We start from the raw sequence: 19,544 nt of genomic DNA, 5'->3' as shown, positions 1-19,544 counted from the left end.
TTATTTCTGCGCCTGATCTTTACGTTCGTCGAGGGTCTGACGGTACTCATCCAGGAAGGGTTGCTCTGCCGGATCGATACGGTCCATGCCGCTGGTGAAGCGGTGCCAGTAGGGATAGCGCGGCGCCGGACGCGTCACGCGTTCAATGCGCAGGCGCTGCTCATTGCTCAGGGTGAGCTCGAAGGCATTGAGGTTTTCACGCAGATGCGTTTCGCTGCGGTTGCCGACGATCAGCGCGCTGACGCCGGGACGCTCCGCCAGCCAGGCCAGGCAGACCTGCGCGATAGAGGCGTTAATCTCTTTGCCGACCTGCTCCAGCACCTCGATCACGTTATAGGCGTGCTCCATATCGTGGACGTAGGGTTCCGGCCAGCCGCTGCCCTGACGCGTGGATTCCGGCGCTTTGCCGTGACGGCTGACCGCGCCGGTCAACAGGCCTTCGCCCAGCGGCCCCCAGATCAGCGTGCCGATCTGCTGGTCAATCGCCATCGGCAGCAGCTCGAACTCCGCTTCGCGCGATTCTGGCGTGTAGTAGATTTGCTGGCTGACGGGCTTGAGCAGCTGCTGTTCGCTGGCGCAGCCTAACGTCTTCATCATCTGCCAGGCGGTGTAGTTGGAGGTGCCGAAGTAGCGGATTTTGCCGCTTTTCACCAGATCTTCCAGCGCGCGCAGCGTCTCTTCAACCGAGGTGACGCCATCCCAGTTATGGATCTGATAAAGGTCGATGTGGTCGGTTTTCAGGCGGCGCAGGCTCGCTTCGCACGCTTTGACGAGATGGTAACGGCTGGCGCCGCTCTCATTCGGGCCATCGCCCAGCGGGCTGCGCGCTTTGCTCGCCAGAATGACCTTGTCACGTTTATCGCCGAGCGCTTCGCCGACCACCTCTTCCGCGCCGCCCATCGAATAGAGATCGGCGGTGTCGATCATATTAACGCCGTGATCCAGCGCGATATCGATAAAGCGGCGCGCTTCGCTGGCGTTAACGTTGCCGGTTTTTTCAAATCCCGCTTTGCCGCCGAACGGCACCGTGCCCAGCACGAATTTCGAGACCAGCAGGCCCGAGTGGCCCAGTTTACGGTATTGCATTTACTTTCCTCCTTTACAGCTTAAAAAGGCGATCGTAGTCGCAATGGGTTTTGTGTGTTCAGGGGGGAAAGCGTAGGAGAGGATTGGGAGGGGTGCAAATTGTTCAAAAGCAAGTCAGCAAAGGTGCAATTTATTTTTTCCTTGTAACAACTACATTAAAACTGAAGTAAGGTATTTGTAAAAAAAATAAATCACGATCTGCTAGCTAAAATGCGCAATATTTTCGCGCAAAAAATAGATAAACATGTAAACCATCACTTTGCGTAACAGTTTGTTTGGGGAGATCAGCCCTGGTAATGCTATAAATATATTCACTCGCACATTTTTGATGCGAGACGCCACATTTTAGGGCAAGAATCTTCCTCATGTATATTAAATTTCTATAAAACAGCGATATTAGCGTTCTGATCAGGCATGGCACGGTAAATGCTTTAAAAAGTAAAATGCGTTTAAGCCGGAGTGTGATGATGTCAAGTTCAGTATTATCAGAGGTAGAGGTTTCCCACTACAGAAAGAAATGGGCGCAACTCTTTTTGGGGTTGGTGTGTATGATTTCAATCTCCAGCCCGCAATATGTCTGGGCGCTTTTTACCCGACCTTTGATGGAAAAATTACACGCGCCACTGGCAGAAATTCAGATCACCTTTTCACTTTTAATCATCCTTCAGACGTTTTTCTCCCCGCTTCAGGGAAAATTAATTGACCGTTTTGGCCCGCGCGTGCTTATCACCATCGGGACGCTGATGGCCGGTATTAGCTGGATGCTCGTCTCACGGCTTGACTCGCTTTTTGAACTCTACCTTTATTATGGAGTAATTGGTGGTCTTGGCACGGGCATCGTTTATATCGGTGTGGTCGGATTAATGGTTCGCTGGTTCCCTGAAAAAAGAGGATTTGCAACGGGCATGGTGGCAGCAGGTTATGGAATGGGGGCCATTTTAACAACCTTTCCCGTCACCGCCTCGCTCGCTACAGCAGGACTGGAAAAGACGTTTTGGCAGTTTGGCATTATGATGGCATCCGTTGGATTTATTGCCAGCCAGGGGCTAAGGATGCCAAAAGATAGTATTGAATCGCGCGCAGGGCAGCGATCAGCTGACGCTCCCAAAAGTTTCAGCTCAAAAGAAATGCTACGGCAGCCCATATTCTGGCTGATGTTTATCATGATGACCATGATGTCTACATCAGGACTTATGGTTACGTCACAGATGGCTATATTTGCTGAAGACTTTGGCATCACTTCAATAACAATTTTGGGGATGGCGGCTTTACCCTTGGCCATGACCATAGACCGCTTGATGAATGGCCTTACACGACCCTTTTGTGGTTACATTTCCGATCGTATTGGTCGTGAAAAAATGATGTTTTTTGCTTTTGGTCTTGAAGGCATTGCTATGACGTTGTGGCTGTTATGTAAAAGTGATCCTGTGTTATTTGTTTTACTTTCCGGCGTAGTTTTCTTTGGCTGGGGAGAGATATTTTCTTTATTCCCGGCAACCTTAACGGACACCTTTGGCACTCGCTTCGCTACGGAGAATTACGGTTGGCTCTATATTTCTCAGGGTATTGGTTCTATATTCGGTGGTCCCGTAGCGGCATTGCTTTATCAGCATACGCATAACTGGAGCATAGTATTTGGTAGCGCCATTACTCTGGACATTGCCTGTGCTTTACTTGCCATATGGGTACTTAAGCCCTGGCGGGCGCGATTTTTAGCCAAAGCCTGATTTAAAGCCGGTGAGTTGCAGGTTCAGTATTTGTTATTGAATCTGCAATTTTAGGCCTCTAATTGAATTGGTTTTTATTTGAAACTGTCAGCATAGTTGAATATTGATTCTGCCTGTGCCTCCTGCTCACTATCCATCATGGGTGAGCTAAATTTCTAACTTCATATAATAAGACTTATACAAACCCAGCGACATCCCTTCCTAAACCCGCTATCATGCGGATCCGGTCTGAATCCTGAGTGAAAGCGCTATTTGCCCTCCGTCTTCCTCTTTAAAACGATGTCCGGACATTAAAAAAGGCAACCAATGTGCCTTAAAATGACAACGCTACGCAAAATCTGCAGCAGTTTACCCCTGCTTTTTTTTCAGAATTCACGTAGCGCGATCCCCAGCTGAATTGCGGACAAATTGAACAGATATGGATGGATTAATCACCTCACACGCCCTGCTCCCGCTTTCTCAGTCGGATGACGACCTTGCGCAACGCCTGCGCGAGTTCGTACAGGATAAAGATGCGTTTGCGCCCAATACCTGGCGACAGCTAATGAGCGTAATGCGCGTCTGTCACCGCTGGGCATTGGCCAACAATCGCCTGCTGCTTCCTATGTCGCCTGAAGATCTGCGCGACTACCTGAGCTATTTGCAGTCTATCGGGCGCGCGTCATCGACTATCGGCACGCATCAGTCGCTGATCACGATGTTACACCGTAACGCTGGGCTGGTGCCGCCATCGACCTCGCCGCTGGTCTCGCGTGCGGTAAAAAAGATCAATCGCGTGGCGGTGGTCTCCGGCGAGCGCACCGGCCAGGCGGTTCCTTTCCGGCTAAGCGATCTGCAAAAGGTGGAAGCAGCATGGTCAGAAAATGCGAGCCTGCGTCACCTGCGCGATCTCGCCTTTCTCCATGTGGCGTACAGTACCTTAATGCGTATCAGTGAAGTGGCGCGCTTTCGCGTTGGCGACGTAATGCGCGCCGAAGATGGCCGCATCATCCTGGAAGGTTCCTGGACCAAAACCATTCTGGACACCGGCAGCCTGGTGAAAGCGCTGGGGTCGAAGTCGTCAGCGGTGCTGACAAAGTGGATTATGGCATCCGGACTGATTAATGAACCCGATGCCTATCTCTTTGCGCCGGTGCACCGCTCAGGAAAAGTGATGATCGTGACCGACGAACCCATGAGCACGCCCGCGCTGAAAAGTATTTTCACCCGCGCGTGGGAGGCTGCCGGGCATACCACGACCGTGAAGCCGAACAAAAATCGCTATCGCCGCTGGAGCGGCCACAGCGCACGCGTGGGTGCCGCGCAGGATCTGGCGCGCAAAGGCTATTCTGTTCCGCAAATCATGCAGGAAGGGACCTGGAAAAAACCGGAAACGCTGATGCGCTATATCCGCTATGTGGAAGCGCACAAAGGCGCAATGGTTGATCTGATGGAAAACAGTGAAGAGTAAGCCGCTAAGTTATCCACAGAAAAAGTGGACAGCCTGTGTGAAACTCCGGGAAAAGATGCGCTGAACGGTACAGTATTGCAGGAAACAGGCCGATTTTAGCGCTGAATTAACACGCAAATACATCAGGTTATCCCCCTGTTGTTTAGCCATGCGTTAATGTCATATCTGGAGGTGTGCAGCCAACAGACTTTGACCGTTTTTTTCCATGATGGTTCAGCTAAATTCGCTTATTCGCACGCTTTATGAACCTCAGGCCTCCTTGTAGCGCAACGCGTTAATCACTTCAGTCAGCGCAGGCATCATTTGACGGCGGCTGGCGTAGTAAAGATGGTATCCCGGAAAAAGCGGCCACCACGCCTGCAGAACCGGCACTAATTTTCCCCTTTCGATATAGTGCTGCGCCAGATCCAGCGGAACATAAGCGAGCCCCAGCCCATCCAGCGCCGCCTGCAGCATCAACCCGGTCGTGTTAAAAACGGTTTGTCCCTGCACCCGCACCGATAACGCTTTGCCCGCTTTTTCAAAATCCCAGGCGTAGATCCCGCCGCGTGTCGGCAGCCGCAGATTGATGCACTGATGCGTCGTCAGCTCAGCGGGCGTTTCCGGCACCGTTTTATCCTGCAGATAATCTGGCGAGGCGACTACCGCCATATAAAAGTCAGGGCCGATCCTGACGGCGATCATATCCTTATCGGCCACGTTGCCGACCCGCACCCCGGCATCAAACTGCTGCGCCACGATATCGGTCAGCGCATAGTCCACGCTTAATTCGATCTGCATCTCGGGATAGCGCTTCAGCAGCGGCCGCAGTCGCGGCCAGAGCACGGACTCGATGGCGTGATCGTGCGCGGTTATGCGCACGGTGCCTGCCGGTTTTTTACCCAGCGCGCGAAGCGAGGCAAGTTCGCTGTCGAGTTCGCGCAGCATCGGCAGCAGCATGTTATAGAGCCGCGCGCCAGCTTCGGTAAGGGAGACGCTGCGCGTGGTGCGCGTCAGCAGTCTGACGCCAAGGCGCGCCTCCAGCGCCGTAATCGCATGGCTCAATCCAGAGCGCGACATGCCGAGCTGCGCGGCCGCTCGGGTGAAGTTTTTCTCACGCGCCACATGAAGAAAGGCGCGCAGGTCGTTGAGATTTTCAGGGACCATTGTTGAATATTCTGCACATACGCATTCACATTTGACCATCTTATCAAACAATCTTACGGAGCCTACACTGAACTCACTATCCACCAGCGGGGCTGGCGCCTGACGTTGCTCCCTGTACTGAGAACCGGAGCCGTATGAAGACCCTTGCCGCTGCTGCGATGTCCCTCGCACTGGCCTGTTCAGCTGCTTACTCAAAGGAGAAGACACCTGTGATTACCATCATGCAAAGTGGAGAAAAACCCTCGGTACCGGGATCGCCAGACTATTTCACCGGAACGGTGCGCATTGACTCGCCGTTTCAGGGAGGCGATCCGGCGCGCGTGGGCGGCGCGACCGTGACGTTTGAGCCTTCCGCCCGTACGGCGTGGCATACCCATCCCCTCGGCCAGACGCTTATTGTCACCTCAGGGCTCGGCCTTGTTCAGGAATGGGACGGTCCGGCGCGCGAGATCAGGCCTGGCGATATCGTCTGGATCCCGGCGGGCGTGAAGCACTGGCATGGCGCTGCGCCGCAGAACAGCATGTCGCATATCGCCATTGCCGAGGCGCAGGAAGGCATAGCGGTTGACTGGATGGAGCACGTCAGCGACGAGCAGTATGCGTTTCATGATAAATCTTGACGGCATAACGATTCGGCGGCGCATGGGGAGCCTGCTGGCGCTCTGCGTCGCGCTGTTTTGCTCCAGCGGCGCTGCCGAAGAAGCTTCCAGTCCCACTTCGATAAGGAACAGAACCATGCTGACCCAGCAGCAACATCCTCTTACCGCGCCGCAGAAGCAGACGGTGGCGATTGCCGCCAGCGCTGCGACGGGCGACATACCCGCACTGAACGCTGCGCTGCACCAGGGGCTGGATGCCGGTCTCACCATCAGCGACTGTCGTGAGATCCTGGTCCAGCTTTACGCCTACGCCGGTTTTCCCCGTAGCCTGAATGCGCTGGCTGAGCTGATGAAAGTCGTTGAGGCGCGTCGTGAGCAGGGTAAAAACGATGCGGAGGGCAACACGCCAGGGCCGCTGTCGAAGCCTGAAGAGATGCTGGCGGTCGGCACGCAGAACCAGACCACGCTCGCTGGCGGCCCGGTCAAAGGCGCGCTTTTCGATTTCGCGCCAGCCATTGATAGCTATCTGAAGGTTCATCTTTTCGGCGATATTTTCAGCCGCGACAACCTCGACTGGAAACGCCGGGAGCTGGCGACCGTAGGCGCGCTGGCAGCCATGACCGGCGTGGAGTCCCAGCTAAAAGCGCACCTGAATATCAGCCGGAACGTAGGGCTGACGGATGCGCAGCTGGCCGAACTGGTGCCGCTGTTTGAGAGCCGGGGCGAGCAAAACACGGCGCAACGGCTGCAGCGTGCGCTGGAGTCGGGCAGCGCACAATAACGGCATGCACCTGAACCCGCCGGTTAAACCCGCGGGTTCAGGCTGTAAACCAGCCGCCGGGATATTGCTCGCAGATGAATGCCACGAAGGCGCTGACTTTTGGGCTCTGCAGGCGGCGAGAGGTGTGCAGCACCCACAGCTCTGTCGTCTCGTTAGCCTCTCCCCATGCGATCAACGCGCCTTTTTCCAGCAGATTACTGACAATCGACTGGGGCAGCATCGCCGCGCCGGCGCCTGCCGTTACGGCGTCACGCACGGCCAGCAGGGAAGAGAACTGCGCCACCGGCTGCGGGACCAGGCAGCGTCGCCCGTTATCCAGCGACCAGATTTCGCCTTCCCGGTGCGTGGGCATTACGACCGCAGCAACCGGGAGCGGGCGGCCGCCATCGCTGAGCGGCATCTCAAACCCGGGAGCGGCGACCAGCATGAGCTTGTCTCTGGCAAAGCATCTGCCCACCAGCGCGCTGTCCGGTGGGGGATTAATGCGAATTGCCACGTCGAAGTGCTCCTCAACCAGATTGCTGAGCCTGTCCTCTGCCACGGACTCAATCCGGACGTCGGGATAACGCGTGCGGAATCGGGCTGTGAGCTGGCCCAGCGCCACCTGTGAAAACAGCAGCGGTGCTGCAATACGCAGGCATCCTCTGGGACGGGTCGCGCCCTCCTGCGTCATAACGACAGCTTCGCTGATTTCGCGCATGGCCCCGGCCGTTCTGGCCAGCAGAAGTTTACCTGCCTCGGTAATTTCAAGCCGACGGTTGCCGCGCTCAATAAGGCGGACGCCAAGCGTTTCTTCAAGATCGGCCAGCCGCCGCGACAGTGTTGCCTTTGAACGCCCGCTGGCGCGGCTGGCGGCGCCGAACCCGCCCGAGGCGGCGATAAGGTGAAAATCTGTTAAGGCGTTAAGATCCATACGCTGTCTCATTTATGGAACAAAGAGTCTCGAGAATAGCGTCTTCCGCCATTAAACAAAACACCCTAATCTCTGTTTACACCCACCTGACATCACGGAGTAAACATCATGACTATTCTTGTTACCGGCGCCACCGGCCGTGTCGGCCGCCATGTCGTCGCCCAGCTTATCAGCCGCGGCGCTGCTGTTCGCGTACTGACGCGTAACCCTGACGCTGCCGGCTTTGGGCCAGGCGTCGAGGCGGTTAAAGGCGAGCTGCTCGATCTCGACGCCCTGCGCGCCGCCTTCTCAGGCGTTAGCACGCTTTTCCTGCTGAACGCCGTCACGGCCGATGAGTTTACGCAGGCCATCATTACCCTGAACGTCGCCCGCGAATGCGGCGTTGAACGGATCGTCTATCTTTCGGTGTTCGAGGCGGATAAAGCGGTAAACGTTCCCCATTTTGCCGTTAAGTACGGCGCGGAGCAGATGCTCGCGGCGATGAATTTTAGCGCCACCATCCTGCGGCCGACCTATTACATCGATAACGACGCGATGGTTAAAGAGGTCATCTTCAACCACGGCGTTTATCCGATGCCGATCGGAAACGTCGGGCTGGCGATGGTCGATGTGCGCGATATTGCCGAGGTGGCCGCTATCGAACTGATACGACGCGACCGGGCTCCCGGCAAACTGCCGGTCGAAACCATCAATATCGTCGGACCCGATACCCTTACCGGACCTCAGGCCGCTGCGGTATGGGCTGAGGCGCTCGGGCGACCGGTTAACTACGGCGGCGACGATCCTGCCGCGTTTGAAGCGAACATGGCGGGATTTATGCCGAGATGGATGGCCTATGAAATGCGTCTGATGGCCGAGCGCTACGTCAGCGACGGCATGATCCCGCAGACTGGCGATCGTGAGCGGCTGGTGGCGCTGCTGGGCCGTCCGCTGCATTCGTACCGCGACTTCGCGGCGGCGCTGGCGGGCTGAAGATCACTCGCCGTCGGGCGGAGAGGGCTCGCCCGACGCGGCCTGCTCAGCATCGTTAATCAGCCTGAGCAGGTGCGATACCGTTCTGGCCGTGCTGCTGCGTCGCCAGGCAAAGGCGATATCCGTATAAAGCGTGTTGTTCTCGATCTCGCAAAACACAATCTGCGGGTTATTGACGCAGCACATAGAGGCCGGCACCAGCGCGATGCCGCAGTTGGCGCCCACCATGCCGAGAGAGGAGGCGATCTGCGGCGCCTGCTGAAATCGCGCCGTGGAAAAGCCCGCGCGCAGACAGGTGCTGACGATAAGTTCATACAGGCTTGGGGAGACGTCGCGCGGGAAGATAATCAGCGTTTCGTCCGCCAGCTGCGACAGCGCCACGCTTCGCTGATGGCCAAGCGCGTGGCCAGCGGGCAAGGCGACGAGCATTCTCTCGGTGGCGATCACCTTCAGATTAAAGGCTTTGCTGCTTTCGCAGGGCAGGCGAATAAACGCCGCGTCGAGCAGTCCTTCCTGTAAATCCTGCATCAGCAGCGCCATGTTCTCCTCCCGCGTGGTCAGGGTGATGGCGGGATAGCGCGCCTTGAAACGCCGGATCAAATCGAATACCGGCTGACCAAACGCCACCGAACTGGCGAAGCCCAGCGACATCTGCCCGCTGATGCCTCGCGCCACGCCGCGCGCCTTCTCCAGCGCATTATCGGCCTGTTGCACAATCTGTATTGCATCAGGCAGAAACGCGCTGCCCGCCTCGGTCAGCTCGACCCCACGCGTTAAGCGCTTCAGCAACGGCGTGCCAATCTCATGTTCCAGACGCTGGATTTGCTGACTTAGCGGCGGCTGAGAAATGCCCAGCATTTCCGCTGCGCGGGTAAAGTGCAGCGTCTCGGCCACAGCAACGAAATAACGTAGATGCCGAAGTTCCATATCAAAAACGTCTCAAAGTTAACAGGTTTCGCTATTGGATTCTGCGAGCCAACTGGCCCAACATGATATTAACACGGCTTAACTATGGGTTTGTGAGGCACCATATGTGTAATATTGTATCTGATTGTTCATGTGAGGATCAGCTCAAGGAAACCCTTGGCAAACTTGCGGAAAAATCACCAGAAAAAGTTATCTATCAGACCTCGCTGATGAGCGCGCTTCTTAACGGGGTTTACGACGGATCGACCACGGTTGCGGATCTGCTGCGCAAAGGCGATTTTGGTCTGGGCACTTTTAATCAGCTCGACGGCGAGCTGATCGCTTTTGACAGCGAGGTGTATCAGCTCCGCTCCGACGGCAGCGCCCGTCCTGCCAGGCCCGATCAGAAAACGCCTTTTGCGGTAATGACATTTTTCAAACCTGAATACCAGCACCGCTTCGCTGAAACCGCCACGCGTGACGATGTGCACCGCGTTATCGACAGCAAAATCACCTCAGATAACCAGTTCTGCGCGCTGCGCATCAGTGGCCGCTTTCATGCCGTACAGACGCGCACCGTGCCCTGCCAGTGTCGTCCCTATCGCACCATGCCTGAAGTGCTCGGCAATCAGCCCACCTTCGACTTTCGCGAGGCGGAGGGCGAACTGATTGGCTTCCGCACGCCGCAGTATATGCAGGGCATCAACGTCGCAGGCTACCACGAGCACTTTATTACCGGCGATCGCCAGGGCGGCGGCCACATCCTCGATTATGTGCTGGAGAGAGGAGAGCTGACGTTCGGCGCCATCAGCCAGCTGGTGATCGATCTGCCGCAGGACCGCGATTTTCTGCAGGCGGATCTGAACCCGCAGGATCTGGATGAAGCCATTCGGGCTGTCGAAAGCTAACAACTGAGGTGATGATGAAAACGCTAAAAACCAACGTGCTCTGGAACAGCGGCGCCGATCTCGTGGTGGCGCAGCTTGAAGCGCAGGGCGTCAACCATGTGTTCGGCATTCCCGGCGCCAAAATCGACAAGGTGTTCGATTCACTGGTGGATTCCCCTATTCAGCTGATCCCGGTGAGGCATGAGGCGAATGCCGCCTTTATGGCGGCCGCGGTCGGCAGGCTGACCGGCAGCGCCGGCGTGGCGCTGGTCACCTCGGGGCCGGGCTGCTCGAACCTCGTGACCGGCATGGCTACCGCCACCAGCGAAGGCGATCCGGTGGTGGCGATTGGCGGCGCGGTAAAGCGTTCCGACAGCGCCAAGCAGGTTCATCAGAGCATGGATACCGTGTCGATGTTTCGTCCGGTGACGAAATTCGCCGTCGAGGTTACCGACGCCTCTGCGCTGGCCGAATGCGTGTCCAACGCTTTTCGCCATGCTGAGAACGGCCGCGGCGGCGGCGCCTTTATCAGCCTGCCGCAGGATATCGTCGACCAGCCGGTGTCAGGCACGCCGCTGCAGCACAAGGGACGCGTCACGCTGGGCGCCGCGCCCGATTCGCTGGTCGAGGCGGTCAGCCGCGAAATCGCCCGGGCCAAAAATCCGGTGATCCTGCTGGGCCTGATGGCGAGCCAGCCAGAGAACAGCGAGGCGATCCACGAGCTGCTGAGCAAAAGCCGCATTCCCGTCACCAGCACCTATCAGGCGGCCGGCGCGGTGCGTCAGGAGCACTTTTCGCGCTTCGCCGGACGTATCGGCCTGTTTAACAACCAGGCGGGCGATCGTCTGCTGCAGCAGGCCGATTTGATCATCACCATCGGCTACAGCCCGGTTGAGTATGAGCCCGCGATGTGGAACAGCGGAAAAGCGATGCTGGTGCATATCGATGTGCTGCCGGCGGAGGCTGACAATCTCTACCTGCCTGACGCCGAGCTGGTGGGTGATATCGCCCAGACCGTGCGTAAAATCGCCGCGCGCATCGCCTCGCCGCTGCAGCTCAGCGAGGCGGCCGCCGCCGTGCTGGAGGATCGCCGCCAGCAACGGCAGCTGCTGGCGATGCAGGGCGCCAGCCTGGATCAGTTCGCGCTGCATCCGCTGCGCATCGTGCGCGCCATGCAGGACATCATCAACAACGACGTCAGCCTGACCGTCGACATGGGCAGCTTTCATATCTGGATCGCCCGTTATCTTTACAGCTTCCGCGCGCGTCAAATCATGATTTCCAACGGGCAGCAGACGATGGGCGTCGCGCTGCCGTGGGCTATCGGCGCCTGGCTGGTGGATCCGTCGCGCAAAGTGGTGTCGGTCTCAGGCGACGGCGGATTTTTGCAGTCGAGCATGGAGCTGGAAACCGCCGTCAGGCTGAAGGCCAACATTCTGCACATTATCTGGGTCGATAACGCCTACAACATGGTCGCCATCCAGGAGGAGAAAAAGTACCAGCGCCTCTCCGGCGTCAACTTCGGCCCGGTCGACTTTAAAGCCTATGCCGAAGCCTTCGGCGCGGCCGGGTTTGCGGTAAACAGCGCGGCAGAGCTGGAGCCGACGCTGCGCAAAGCGATGGATGTGAACGGGCCGGCTGTGGTTGCCCTTCCCGTCGACTACAGCGACAACCCGCTGCTGATGGGACAGCTTCATCTCAGCCAGCTGCTCTGATCTAACCTTAAAAGGATAGCGTTATGAAAAATAAAGTGGCTTTTGTTACCGGCGCCGGTCAGGGCATCGGCGCGGCGATCGCATTACGCCTGGCGAAAGACGGCTTTGCCGTGGCGGTCGCCGATTATAATGCCGACACCGCGCAGCAGGTTGCGGGGACGATTACCCGCGCCGGCGGCAAGGCGGTTGCGCTGCAGGTCGATGTCGCCCGGCGCGATCGCGTCTTTGCGGCGGTCGAGGAGGCGAGACGCGCGCTGGGCGGCTTCGACGTCATTGTGAACAATGCCGGCGTCGCGCCCTCTACGCCGATCGCCGATATCACCGAAGAGGTGATCGATAAGGTGTATAACGTCAACGTGAAGGGCGTTATCTGGGGCATGCAGGCGGCAATCCAGGCCTTCGCCGCGGAAAGCCACGGCGGGAAAATTATCAACGCCTGTTCTCAGGCGGGCCACGTCGGCAACCCAGAGCTGGCCGTGTATAGCTCCAGCAAGTTCGCGGTGCGCGGGCTGACGCAAACGGCGGCTAAAGATTTGGCTGCTGCGGGCATTACGGTCAACGCGTTCTGTCCCGGCATTGTAAAAACGCCGATGTGGGAAGCGATCGACAAGCAGATATCGGAGGCGGCGGGAGAGCCGGCGGGATACGGCACGCGGGAATTTGCTAAACGCATTACGCTGGGGAGACTGTCCGAGCCGGAAGATGTCGCCGCCTGCGTCTCTTTCCTGGCGGGTCCCGACTCCGACTATATGACCGGGCAGTCCTTATTAATCGACGGCGGTATGGTGTTTAACTAACGTCCGCGTCGCCTGCCTTCTTTACGTTCTGAACGAGAGCAAATCGCTTTGCTCTCGATTCAGAACTTATCAGCAGGGTTATTTAGGCAGCGCGTAGACCACGACCTGGTCGCCGACCTGATCTTTCAGTATGGTGTTGCCGCCGGCGACAAAGGCGACATACTGGCGTCCTTTGTATTCATACACCGAGGGGTTTGCCACGGCTGGCGCTTCAACCTGATCGGACCAAAGCTCCTCTCCGCTCGCCAGCGAGTAAGCGCGGACTTTCGCGTCCATCGAGGCGCCGATAAAGATGACGCCGCCTGCGGTGACCGCCGGGCCGCCGATAGTGGGCGAGCCCCAGCTTTCCGGCATAAAGAACCCGTACTGCTGAGACGCGCCAACCGGACGTCGCCATTTCACGTCGCCGGTGTGCATATCCAGCGCCACGATCTCGCCAAACGGCGGCTGCCAGCACGGCATGCCGAGCCAGTTATTCGCCACGTTCAGGCGCATCCCGTAAGGCGCGCCCTCCTGCGGCGCGAATCCGCTCTCATTACCGGAGTCTTTATCCGCCTTATTGTACTCTTCACGGCTGTAGAGCTTGACGTACTGCACGATGTGCGAGGTGTTCACCACCGCAATCTGATTCTGCGGATCGAAGGCGACACCGCCCCACTGCACGCCGCCGGCGCTGTCAGGATAGGTTAATGCCCCCTCGCCTTTGGTGGTTGGCGGCGTATACATGCCTTCATAGGTCAGCTTATCCCAGAGACGCGAGCACTGCCCGGCGCCGACGATATCGGCCAGCTTCCAGATTTCCGGTTTTTTAGACTGATCGAGCAAAGGCGCCGGTTTGGTCGGGAACGGCTGAGTAGGCGAAAGTTTCTCGCCCTGAACGGAGCCGTCGCCCTGCGGAACCGGACGCTCCTCGATCGGCCAGACATCTTCGCCGGTCAGGCGGTTCACGACGAACAGGAAGCCCTGTTTAGTGGCCTGGATAAGCGCCGGGATCGGTTTGCCGTTGACCGTGATGTCCATCAGCGTCGGCGCGGAGTTGATGTCGTAATCCCAGACGTCATGATGCACCCACTGGCGCGACCAGACGACTTTGCCGGTGTTCACATCAAGCGCGGTGGTTGAGGTGCCGAGCGGAATGGCGTCGACGCGGTTGCCGCCCCAGTAGTTAGGCGAAGGCGAAGAGACCGGCAGATAGACTAGCCCGTTAGCCTCGTCGGCGGACATATGGGTCCAGACGTTGGCGGTGCCGGTGCGCTTTCTGATGTCGGCGGGAATGGCGTCAAAGGTCCACTCGCGCTGACCGGTTTCGGCATTGATGGAGAAGACGGTACCCGGAGGCGCTTCGGCATAGGCCCAGTCTTTACCCGCCCAGCCGACGATCAGATGGTTGCCGACCACGGTGGGCGGCTGCAGCAGCGACAGCGGAAATTTCGCATTCAGGGTGTTCCACTGCTCGACGTTCAGCACGCCCTTATCGGCAAATTTTTCGCATGGTTTGCCGGAGTCGGCATCCAGCGCATAGAGTTTGCCGTCAACGGTGCCCATATAAACGATCTTCTGGCAGGCCTGCCCGGCAACCGGGTTTTTCGCCTGCCAGTAAGAGACGCCGCGGTTCTTCAGGACCGGCTGAGTCAGCGCTTCGCGCGGCGCTTTCGTATCGTAATGCCACTTTTCTTTCCCGGTGCCGGGATCGAGCGCAATCAGCCGGTAAAAAGGCGTGCCGATGTAAATCGTATCGTTGGCGAACACCGGCGTGGCCGACCAGACGGTGGCAGGCGTTTTGCCTTTGCCGTCGGAGACGTCGCCGGTATGAAATTCCCATACTTTTTCCAGCTTGCTGACGTTATCGGCCGTGATCTGCTTGAGAGGGCTGTACTTCTGGGCGTTAAGCTGGCCGTGGAAGCTGTCCCAGGTCGCTTTTTCCGGCACCAGCGGCGACGCCGTATTAGCGGCGGACGCGACCTTTTTGCCATCCTGTTCGGAAGAGGCTTCTTTAGTGGTGTTCGTGGTGCCAGGCGACTGCTGATCGGCGGCATCCACATTAAGCTTCTCCTGCGTTCCCTGAGAAGCTTCGGCGGCCTTATCCTCGGCCTGTAATGTGAGTGGCGTCATCAGCAGCGCGAGCGCCGTCATGCTGACTTTCATCAGCTGCTTTTGTTTATCGCTATGCACGGGCAATTCCTCAGGCTCTGGCGGGTGTGGTGTGACGGGCGGGACGGCGGCCGAGAAGGATCAGACCAGCCAGACCGAGTACCATGGCGGCGGTAATGATCCCCTGATGGAGCAGTAAGGCGGCAAAGCCGATACCCACCAGCACAATCAGCGTCACGATGCCCCAGAAAATGCGTGCGCCGCGCCCTGACGCGGCGCGCAAAATCAGCGTCAGCAAAGCCAGAACTACGCTGGCGATCGCCACGCCGAGCGCGCCGATGGTGCCGGTGACGCCAGTCAGAGGCGTCAGCCAGGCGTAGAGCGCCAGCGCGAAGCCGATCGCGGCCGCCAGCAGGAGCAGCAGCGTGCCGGCGCGTGAAGGTTGAGAATGCAACATAGCAGCAAATCCCCTGTAAGAATAAAATGATAAAAATCATGCGTCTCGTTATGCCTGAATACGCCGCCGCGCGAACGGCAAACCTGAGCGCGACTGAACATTCCAGCAAACGCGGTGAAGTATAGGCGAGAATGACTTATTCGTTTTTTGAAAGGCGACTCATGCACCTGCGCGCGCTCAGAATGCATGCGGCTAACCATTATGACCTGAGCATAATTAATGTATTATGCGTTACTGACCTTTGCCGCATGCGCTGATATCCCCCTTAACTATGCGAAAAACTCAATCAGGCGCTTCCGGCGTCGCCCTGTTAAAAACCTCTCTCGGCAAAAGCATGGCCGTGTTTTTGTTGCTCACCAGCCTCTTCGTTATCGCCATCGACGCCTGGTCGTTATGGAACTCATGGCAGCAGACGGTGGGCGAAAAAAACGACGACGCCCGCAACCTGTCGGTTTCGCTGGCGAAGCAGGCGGAAGATGCGTTTCTGCAGGTAGATATCACCCTGGCGGATGCGGTCCGGCAGCTCCGGCAGCGGGGCAATGAGTACGCCGCGACGCCGGCTTTCCTGCACCAGCTAAAAGAGCAGCAGGCTAAGCTACCGCAGCTGCACGGGCTCTTCATTTACGACACCGAGGGGCACTGGATCGCCTCCTCCGGCAATTTTGTTCCGACGAACGCCAGTAATGCCGATCGCGCCTATTTCATCTGGCATCGGACCCATAACGATACGAATTTGCTTATCAGCCGGGTCATCCGCAGCCGCTCAACCGGCGATTTGGTGATCCCGGTTTCCGTTCGCCTGAACGACAGCCAGGGCCATTTTGCCGGCGTCGCGCTGGCCACCGTGCGGGTTGACTATTTCCGTCAGTATTACAGCTATTTCGCCCTGGGCAATAAAGACACCCTGGGGCTGATCCTGGCGGATTCCTCCGTCTTATATATTCGCCCGTTCCCTGACGCCTTTATCGGCCGGACGCTGGCGTCCAGCCCGCTGTTTAAAACGGAGCTTAAGGCCGCCTCAAGCGGCAACGCCACCTGGCGCTCTACGCTGGACGGCGTGGTGCGCGTGTTTGGCTACACCCGGCTGGAGCGCTATCCGTTGATCGTCACGGCGGGCTACGACCGCGACAGCATTCGTCGGGAATGGCTGGCGGGGAATTTGGTTAACCTGCTGCTTAACCTGGCTCTGCTCTGCGCTATTACCGGCATGGGCATCATGCTGCTGCGCCAGGTGGGCGCCAACGTCAGAAATCAGATTGAATTAACCTACGTGCGCGATGAGCTGACCAACATCAATCACACGCTGCAGTCGCTGGCGCTGGTCGACGGCTTAACCGGCCTGGCCAACCGAAGGCAGTTTGATGCGCTGCTTGAGCAGGGGTTACTTAAATCGCTGAAAACCGGCGACCCGATCGCGCTGGTGATGATCGATATCGACTGCTTTAAACGCTTTAACGATACGTACGGACATGTGGCCGGCGACGAGTGTCTGCAGGATGTCGCCCACGCGCTGAAAGAGAGCGTTCATTTTCACGGCGATGTGGTCGCGCGCTACGGCGGCGAAGAGTTCGCGATTATTATGCCGAACACCGACGAGTCCGAGGCGAAGATAGTGGCCGAGCGCGCCGTCAGGAGCGTGATGGAGATGGGCATCGCGCATGAGAGTACCGAAGTCTCGCTCGGTATCGTGACCATCAGCGCCGGCTACAGTTCGCTGGTCTCTGAAGGCAAACCGGCAGAGGCTGAACAGCTGAAAAAAGAGGCCGACCGCGCGCTTTACAGAGCCAAGCGCAACGGCCGGAATCAGGCGAGCGGTCAGGTCTGACCGCCCGACCGCGCCCCCGTTTCTCCGGGGGGCGCGGTTTAAAGCATGCCGTACATCAGCGCCGACACGGTGAGCAGGCCGCCGACGATGACGATAAGCGACATGCCGCCTCGCAGCGTCTGCAGCTCGCTTCGGGTGTACACCAGCCAGGCGGGGATCACGAACAGGAAGATCGCGATCAGCGGCCCGCAGACGGTTTCAATCAGCGCAATCACGTCCGGGTTCCAGTAGGCCACCGCAAGCGACACCGCAAACATCAGCGCAAAGGCCACCGCTTTGGCTCGCTTGCGGCCGGATTGATCTTTCAGCCCGGCGGCGTCGCCGATCAGCGTAGCGAAAGTTTCGGCGACCGGCAGACAAACCCCCAGAAACGATTTGGTCATCGCCACCATCGCAATAAAGGGCGCAACGATAAACAGCAGACCTGCGCCACTGTTCCCTTCCATCACCGCGAGCACGTTCAGGTTCTGCGTCCTGGCTGCGATAAACACCTCGCGCGGCATGCTCAGCACACAGCTCAGCACAAAAAAGATGATGCTGAAAAAGATGGCGCAGTAAGCCAGACGGACCACGCGTACGGCTTTCTGCTCGCCGCCCTTCCCCTTTTCCTGGTACCAGGAGGAGAGCGGCGACATCATCGGCGCGGAACAGAATGAGAAAGTGATAAGCGGAAGCGCCAGCCAGAGCGCCTTCAGCGACTCGCCAGCAGGTGCGGCCGTGGTCTCTCGCAGCGCCTGAATCAGGTTGGAGAGATGCCACGACGGGATCTGCATCATGGCAATCAACAGCAGAGAGACGGCAAAGGGGATCGCCAGCGTGCTCATGGTGGTGACCACGCGGTCGCGGCCTTTGCTTAACACCAGATAGAGTAACGACACCGCGATAAAAGCCAGCACGGCGCGGTTCAGCGCGGCGACATGCAGGTGGGCGGTAACATAGTTGTCTAACGCATTGACCAGCGAGACGACGTACACCAGCGTGACGGGAAAATGGGCTACGCAGAAAAAGATCTTAATGCCCTGACGCCCTTTTGGGCCGAAGAATTTACCGAAGAGCGGAAGAGCGGCGTTTTCCGCCTGATGGTCGCGCATAAAGATGCGGCAGATCAGCACGTGCGGTATCAGCGACAGCGGCAGGCCCAGCAGCAGCATCATAAAAAACACCAGCGGCCCGCGCGTTCCCACCTCCACCGGCAAAAATAGCGTGCCGGCGCCCACCGTGGTGCCATATACCCCCATCATCCAGATGGTATCTTTCAGCGACCAGGATGGTCTGTTTGCTACTGCGTTTTCCGTACTTGCTTGAATAGTCATTTTTACACTTTGAATTACTGGTTGTTCAGATGCCGGCGCAACAGGATTGATCACTCTTTGTCTGGCCAGACTGAACAGAGCGAAGGAGACCGGACATCCGCGCCAGACCAGACACATAACAAGGCGGCAGATTGTCTGGTAAAAAAGCGAGCAGGCCAAATGATTTCGGTGAAAAAAACCTGGGCGTTTACGTCTGGATAACTATTTTTAACCGTTATAGCGTGGTTCGGTTCCCCGCCCTGTCCTGCTCAAAAATTTTATGTTTCACCAGACGGTCGCGCAGCCAGCGTTGCGCTTTGCCGGCGGGCGCCTGTTTAGACCAGAGCAGATCAATGCCGACGATCCAGTCGGTATGGGGGTACTCCTGCTGCCGTAGCTCGATCAAGGTCCCTGCGCGCAATTCGCGATCGACGAACTCGCGAGGAAGCGACGCCCATCCGAGACCGGCCAGCGCCGCCTCCAGCATCGCGCTGTAGCTTTCCACCCGCCAGAGCATGGGACTGCCTAAGTATTCGGTGGTGGCGATCCTTGTCTCCTGGGAACCAAAGGTGATGTGCCGCCAGCTGTGCAAATCGGCAAAGGAGACGGGGATGCGCTGCTCCAGCGGATGCGCGGCGCTGACGACATGCACCATGACCACTTTCCCCAGCTGCCTAAACTGAATTTTCTCGCTCTCAACGGGGTGAGACAGCGCGATGCCCAGATCGACTTCGCCATTTTTCACCATCGCCTCCACATCGCCGCGAAAAGGCTCTTTGATATGGATATCGACCTCAGGAAAGGTCATAGAGAATTCATATAGCACGGGCGCAATCGTGACATAGGGAAGCTCGGTGATGCTGCCAACTTACTGATTTAGTGTATGATGGTGTTTTTGAA

Annotated in this window: 17 protein-coding genes; 9 read left to right on the top strand and 8 right to left on the bottom strand. The window is 57.7% G+C overall.

Annotation, left to right across the window (positions count from 1 at the left end):
- Positions 1 to 1,086, bottom strand: coding sequence for an aldo/keto reductase (locus PVE98_RS22445; RefSeq protein WP_096073978.1), 1,086 nt, complete (start codon positions 1,084 to 1,086; stop codon positions 1 to 3).
- Between the two features lie 443 nt (positions 1,087 to 1,529).
- Between PVE98_RS22445 and oxlT the strand changes: the two genes are divergently transcribed.
- Positions 1,530 to 2,813 (top strand): oxalate/formate MFS antiporter, encoded by a 1,284-nt coding sequence (gene oxlT, locus PVE98_RS22440; RefSeq protein WP_033755656.1) that lies wholly within the window; start codon positions 1,530 to 1,532, stop codon positions 2,811 to 2,813.
- A gap of 418 nt (positions 2,814 to 3,231) precedes the next feature.
- Positions 3,232 to 4,263 carry a tyrosine-type recombinase/integrase gene (locus tag PVE98_RS22435; protein WP_033755658.1) on the top strand — a complete coding sequence of 344 codons (1,032 nt, stop codon included), beginning with the start codon at positions 3,232 to 3,234 and terminating at the stop codon, positions 4,261 to 4,263.
- 249 nt (positions 4,264 to 4,512) lie between these two features.
- Here PVE98_RS22435 and PVE98_RS22430 read toward each other — a convergent pair whose 3' ends face one another.
- On the bottom strand, positions 4,513 to 5,409 hold the full coding sequence (locus PVE98_RS22430) for a LysR family transcriptional regulator (RefSeq protein ID WP_096073979.1): 897 nt from the start codon (positions 5,407 to 5,409) through the stop codon (positions 4,513 to 4,515).
- A gap of 134 nt (positions 5,410 to 5,543) precedes the next feature.
- Here PVE98_RS22430 and PVE98_RS22425 point away from each other — a divergent pair, with 134 nt between their 5' ends.
- Together PVE98_RS22425 and PVE98_RS22420 are read left to right on the top strand one after the other, a co-directional pair.
- Entirely contained in the window at positions 5,544 to 6,029 is a 486-nt protein-coding gene (locus tag PVE98_RS22425) for a cupin domain-containing protein (protein ID WP_033755661.1), read from the top strand.
- Positions 6,030 to 6,144: 115 nt separating this feature from the next.
- On the top strand, positions 6,145 to 6,789 hold the full coding sequence (locus tag PVE98_RS22420; RefSeq protein WP_227741458.1) for a carboxymuconolactone decarboxylase family protein: 645 nt from the start codon (positions 6,145 to 6,147) through the stop codon (positions 6,787 to 6,789).
- Between the two features lie 37 nt (positions 6,790 to 6,826).
- On the opposite strand, the gene PVE98_RS22415 is transcribed toward PVE98_RS22420, so the two are convergent.
- Positions 6,827 to 7,702 carry a LysR family transcriptional regulator gene (locus tag PVE98_RS22415; protein ID WP_033755664.1) on the bottom strand — a complete coding sequence of 292 codons (876 nt, stop codon included), beginning with the start codon at positions 7,700 to 7,702 and terminating at the stop codon, positions 6,827 to 6,829.
- A gap of 108 nt (positions 7,703 to 7,810) precedes the next feature.
- Between PVE98_RS22415 and PVE98_RS22410 the strand changes: the two genes are divergently transcribed.
- Complete coding sequence (locus tag PVE98_RS22410; RefSeq protein WP_033755667.1) at positions 7,811 to 8,674, top strand: SDR family oxidoreductase; 864 nt, start codon at positions 7,811 to 7,813, stop codon at positions 8,672 to 8,674.
- A 3-nt stretch (positions 8,675 to 8,677) separates the two neighbouring features.
- Here PVE98_RS22410 and PVE98_RS22405 read toward each other — a convergent pair whose 3' ends face one another.
- A complete protein-coding gene (locus PVE98_RS22405; RefSeq protein WP_033755669.1) occupies positions 8,678 to 9,601 on the bottom strand; it encodes a LysR family transcriptional regulator in 924 nt (307 codons plus the stop codon).
- A gap of 104 nt (positions 9,602 to 9,705) precedes the next feature.
- On the opposite strand from PVE98_RS22405, the gene budA reads away from it, so the two are divergent.
- The 3 genes from budA to PVE98_RS22390 are packed head-to-tail and all read left to right on the top strand — an operon-like array spanning position 9,706 to position 12,979.
- The gene (gene budA, locus PVE98_RS22400; RefSeq protein WP_033755670.1) at positions 9,706 to 10,488 is read left to right on the top strand and encodes an acetolactate decarboxylase; all 783 of its coding nucleotides are present in this window, start codon (positions 9,706 to 9,708) and stop codon (positions 10,486 to 10,488) included.
- A gap of 14 nt (positions 10,489 to 10,502) precedes the next feature.
- Positions 10,503 to 12,182, top strand: a complete 1,680-nt coding sequence (gene alsS / locus PVE98_RS22395) for an acetolactate synthase AlsS (protein WP_033755671.1) — start codon at positions 10,503 to 10,505, stop codon at positions 12,180 to 12,182.
- A 23-nt stretch (positions 12,183 to 12,205) separates the two neighbouring features.
- A complete protein-coding gene (locus PVE98_RS22390) occupies positions 12,206 to 12,979 on the top strand; it encodes a (S)-acetoin forming diacetyl reductase (protein WP_033755672.1) in 774 nt (257 codons plus the stop codon).
- A 78-nt stretch (positions 12,980 to 13,057) separates the two neighbouring features.
- Here the strand turns inward: PVE98_RS22390 and PVE98_RS22385 are convergent, their stop codons facing one another.
- Together PVE98_RS22385 and PVE98_RS22380 are read right to left on the bottom strand one after the other, a co-directional pair.
- A complete protein-coding gene (locus tag PVE98_RS22385; RefSeq protein WP_369799195.1) occupies positions 13,058 to 15,112 on the bottom strand; it encodes a pyrroloquinoline quinone-dependent dehydrogenase in 2,055 nt (684 codons plus the stop codon).
- A gap of 49 nt (positions 15,113 to 15,161) precedes the next feature.
- On the bottom strand, positions 15,162 to 15,527 hold the full coding sequence (locus PVE98_RS22380) for a hypothetical protein (RefSeq protein WP_033755676.1): 366 nt from the start codon (positions 15,525 to 15,527) through the stop codon (positions 15,162 to 15,164).
- Between the two features lie 271 nt (positions 15,528 to 15,798).
- Between PVE98_RS22380 and PVE98_RS22375 the strand changes: the two genes are divergently transcribed.
- Positions 15,799 to 17,352 (top strand): sensor domain-containing diguanylate cyclase, encoded by a 1,554-nt coding sequence (locus PVE98_RS22375; protein WP_333620539.1) that lies wholly within the window; start codon positions 15,799 to 15,801, stop codon positions 17,350 to 17,352.
- A gap of 38 nt (positions 17,353 to 17,390) precedes the next feature.
- On the opposite strand, the gene PVE98_RS22370 is transcribed toward PVE98_RS22375, so the two are convergent.
- Both PVE98_RS22370 and PVE98_RS22365 read right to left on the bottom strand, forming a co-directional pair.
- Positions 17,391 to 18,665, bottom strand: a complete 1,275-nt coding sequence (locus PVE98_RS22370) for an amino acid permease (protein WP_200879048.1) — start codon at positions 18,663 to 18,665, stop codon at positions 17,391 to 17,393.
- 214 nt (positions 18,666 to 18,879) lie between these two features.
- Positions 18,880 to 19,503, bottom strand: coding sequence for a substrate-binding domain-containing protein (locus PVE98_RS22365; RefSeq protein ID WP_227741460.1), 624 nt, complete (start codon positions 19,501 to 19,503; stop codon positions 18,880 to 18,882).
- Between the last annotated feature and the right edge of the window lie 41 nt (positions 19,504 to 19,544).

This window comes from Pantoea sp. GABEPS69, from assembly GCF_045780835.1.
GTDB classification, from domain to species: Bacteria; Pseudomonadota; Gammaproteobacteria; order Enterobacterales; family Enterobacteriaceae; genus Pantoea; species Pantoea septica.
This window is presented reverse-complemented; position numbering and strand designations above follow the sequence as displayed.